Raw genomic sequence first — 4300 nt, 5'->3', positions numbered from 1 at the left:
ATGGACTGCCCTGATTCGCTCTTGCTGAATTTCATCCTTCATGAACACCTCCTAAATGAGTTTTTGTGTTCATGAGAATGACATGGTGACTATTCGATTTTCAAAGAACAAATACTACTATGTTATGGCACCTTGTTGTGTCCACGATGTTGTGGCACTCAACATGTAGATGATAAGAATAGCATTAATTGATCACGATACGGATGGTCGTAATGGATTTTTATTAAAGTGTAAGAATGAAATGCACTATTAGCTACCTGATTGCAATTCCTACCCGAATGTCGATCCGGTGGATATCTTCAAAATGTATCCCGTGAAAGGACAACCGCATTTGAAATTGGACATAACTTCCGATAAATACAAAGGATTAACCACCGACCAGGCAAAAGAAAAGTGGCATAACGAAGGTTATAACAATCTTCCGTCTTCAAAACCTAAAAACTTTTTCTCCATTGCCCTGGGGGTTGTCAAAGAACCCATGTTTATACTTTTAGTTGTTTGCGGCACTTTGTATATGGTGATGGGAGATATACGGGAAGGGTTAATGCTTCTGGGCTTTGTATTCGTAATCATGGGGATCGAATTCTTTCAAGAAAAGAAGACAGAAAAGGCCCTCGATGCATTAAAAGACATGGCAAGTCCCAGGGCTTTGGTAATCAGGGATGGCAAGGAAACACGAATTGCCGGTTTTGAAGTTGTAACCGACGACATTATTGTATTGCAGGAAGGCGACAGGGTTCCTGCAGATGCCACCGTGATCCATTCGGTCAGTTTAATGGCCGATGAATCATTACTTACAGGAGAACCGGTACCCGTTAGGAAAAACGATTGGGATGGCGTTGAAAAAATCATTCAACCTGGTGGTGACGAGTTGCCCTTCGTTTATTCCGGCTCCATGATTGTTCAGGGCAACGGAATTGCGCGGGTAACCAGCATCGGGATCAATACCGAAATCGGAAAAATCGGCAAGGCGCTGGAGGGCGTAAAAGAAGAACCCACCAGGTTAAAACTGGAAATGGGATCGCTGGTGAAAAAACTTACGATTATAGCCGCTGTACTCTGCGTTTTGGTAATCGTTGTTTACACGCTTACCCGTGGAAGTCTGGTTGATGGGTTCCTCGCAGGAATAACGCTGGCTATGGCTGTGTTACCGGAAGAATTTCCTGTAATTCTCACTGTATTTATGGCCCTTGGGGCATGGCGAATGTCAAAAACTAAAGTGTTGACCAGAAAACCGTCGGCAATAGAAACGCTTGGCTCGGCGACAGTTCTATGTACCGATAAGACAGGTACACTTACCCAAAATAAAATGACAGTTTCAAGTCTCTATAACGGGAAAGATTTTCTATCTGTAGGAAAAGCTAATGAACTTAATTCGGAATTTCATGAAATAATTGAGTATGGCATTCTTTCGAGTCAAACTAATCCTTTTGATCCCATGGAAAAGGCAATTACCGGTATGGGTGATTTATACCTGAAAGAAACCGGACATATTCATAAGAATTGGGAAATGATGAAAGAATACCCTCTTTCCAAAGAATTGCTGGCTATGTCGCGTGTATTTTCATTTAAAGAAACACAGGAAAAAATAATTGCAACAAAAGGAGCGCCGGAAGCTATTTTTGATCTTTGTCATTTGGATGAAGAAAACAAAAAACGTCTGTCATCGGCCGTTGAAGAATTAGCCGCAAGCGGATTAAGGGTGATAGGCGTTGCTAAAGCAAAAATTAACGCAAAAGGTTTACCTGAAATTCAGCACGAATTTACTTTTGATTTTATTGGTTTAATAGGGCTGTCCGATCCTATTCGCGAAAATGTTAAAGAAGCTGTAAGCGAATGCTTTAAAGCCGGTATCAGGGTGATTATGATTACAGGAGATTACCCGGTAACAGCCAAACACATAGCCATGGAAATAGGTCTTGTAAATCCTGAAAGGTGCATTACCGGTCAGGATTTACAGACAATGACGGATGATGAATTATGCGAAAAGATAAAAGAAATAAACGTTTTTGCCAGGGTGGTCCCGGAACAAAAACTTAAAATTGTAAATGCATTAAAGAAAAATAACGAAATTGTTGCCATGACGGGAGATGGAATCAATGATGCCCCTGCTCTTAAATCGGCTGATATTGGAATTGCCATGGGCGAAAAGGGTACCGATGTTGCCAGAGAAGCTTCTTCGCTGGTGATCATGGACGATAACTTTTCATCCATTGTAGGAGCCATAAAAATGGGCAGGCGGATCTTTGATAACCTCCAAAAAGCCTTTGGATACACATTTGCTATCCATGTGCCCATTGCCGGATTATCCTTAATTCCGATATTACTGGGTAATTTCCCACTGATTTTATGGCCGGTGCATATTGTTTTCCTCGAATTAATCATCGATCCGGCATGTTCCATCATATTTGAAGCCGAAAAAGAAGAGAAAAACATAATGAACAGGCCGCCCAAGAGAATAGATGTCCCCTTTTTTGGAGTCGATAAAATCTTGTTCAGTTGTCTGCAGGGTGCAGGTATCCTTATCATAACCCTTGCCGTTTATATCGTAGGTCTGCAACTCGGGTATGTCGCTAAAGAAGTCCGGGCAATGGCATTTACCACGTTAATTGTTTCAAACATCGCGGTCATATTAACGAACCGGTCATGGACCGACAACATATTTAAGATTATAGCCACACCCAATAAAGCTGTATTATGGGTTGTAGGCGGGGCCATTTTCTTTCTGGCACTCATTTTAAATATTCCGTTTTTTCTGGATTTATTCCAGTTCAACAAACTGACATTGATTAATATCGTCACTTGTAGCTCAGCGGGATTGACAACCATCGTTTGGTTCGAAGTCTATAAAATGTTTAAGCTGAGAAAGCATATCGCGCTTTAAATATCTCCCGGCATTTTCCTGTAAACTTTGCTGATTTTAACCCGTAATCTTCAATCTCATTTAAAGTGTGAGATTGAGGACTTGTAGGTGGCGTCAATAACCGGCACCGTCTACATTTTCATCTGTCTCACCTGATTAGTTCGGGTTGAAAGCTGCTACACAGCCACCGTCTCCTAAAATCACGACTTCAATAAACTATCGACAGACACCTAATATGATTGACATCGTCGCTAAATAGATATAGGCGGTTTCCGCCGCGACTCCGCGACGGAGCGCCATCCCTTCGAGATGCGCTACGACAAGATCGAAACCGTGGATTAGGGATCGTACAGCCGGGTTCTGGATTCGGCCAGCCAGTTGGAGGTGCTATGGGAGGGGTGGTAAGCAGCGAGAAAGTCTGGCAGGAGAAGGCCTTGAAACAGCTATAGAAAGTCGAGAAGATATAGACCGTTTCCAATTATGGCTATAAGATGGCAGCTAAGATGCATATCTCTTCCTTGATTCCGTGGATGAAGGACGTCACCCTAAATCACATTGACATGCAACAAAAATTCTCCTATATTGCCAACATAAAAGGGAAACACTGATCAAAGCTGATTTGCGGCACATACTGATAATCATGCCGTGCCGATTCATCTTAATTCAATAAAGAATAATGGATTATCGTACGACGGACGTGAAACTTCGTGTAATCCACACTTTATAAACGCATAATGTTACAGGTAAGCAATTATGGGAAAGCAAGAAATAATCAAAATCATCAGAAACAGCAAGCCCGAGATGGAAGCCCATTACGGAGTCCAGCGGCTCGGCTTGTTCGGCTCCTATGTCAGGGAGAAGCAGAAAAAGCATAGTGATATCGATACACTCGTTGCCTTCAACCGTGATATCGATCTCTTCGACTTTTTGGACCTGCGCGAATATCTTGAAGGCCAGCTCCATGTCAAGGTTGATCTGGTCATGGAATCCGCGCTGAAGCCGGCCATTGGTAAACGTATTCTGTCCGAGGTCGAATATGTCTAAGGGGCGGGAGCTCTCCGATTACCTCCAGGAGGAGTGAAGTCATGAAACCGATCAGACTCACACACCATGCCCGAGAGCAATGTGTGGAACGCGGCGCAAGCGAAGATGAGGTAAAGCAGGCCGTCATCAATGGTTCCCGCGAGACTGCCAAAAGTGATAGAATCCTGTGCCGATACAACTTTTCCTTTGGACAATCCTGGCACGGAAAGAGATATCAAATAAAGCAAGTTGCCCCTGTCATAAAAGAAACAGGGTTCATCCGACTAAAGCGTACTTCGTTTCGTGAAGGGCCATAATTTTCAGTTTGAAGAATTCCATATCTCTAAAGCCGTAAGCCATTCGTTTCATGGTTTTGATTTTGTTGTTTGTGCCTTCCATGGGTCCCGATGAGAT

At 42.9% G+C, this 4300-nt stretch carries 3 protein-coding genes; 2 read left to right on the top strand and 1 reads right to left on the bottom strand.

What is annotated here, in order from left to right:
- The first annotated feature begins 331 nt into the window (after positions 1-331).
- The gene (locus tag Q7J27_14565) at positions 332-2884 is read left to right on the top strand and encodes a cation-translocating P-type ATPase (protein MDO9530363.1); all 2553 of its coding nucleotides are present in this window, start codon (positions 332-334) and stop codon (positions 2882-2884) included.
- A gap of 732 nt (positions 2885-3616) precedes the next feature.
- Positions 3617-3907, top strand: a complete 291-nt coding sequence (locus tag Q7J27_14560) for a nucleotidyltransferase family protein (protein MDO9530362.1) — start codon at positions 3617-3619, stop codon at positions 3905-3907.
- Positions 3908-4162: 255 nt separating this feature from the next.
- Here Q7J27_14560 and Q7J27_14555 read toward each other — a convergent pair.
- The coding region (locus Q7J27_14555; protein ID MDO9530361.1) for a transposase at positions 4163-4300 on the bottom strand (138 nt) is incomplete at its 5' end.

Source organism: Syntrophales bacterium (genome assembly GCA_030655775.1).
Lineage (GTDB): Bacteria > Desulfobacterota > Syntrophia > Syntrophales > JADFWA01 > JAUSPI01.
This window is presented reverse-complemented; position numbering and strand designations above follow the sequence as displayed.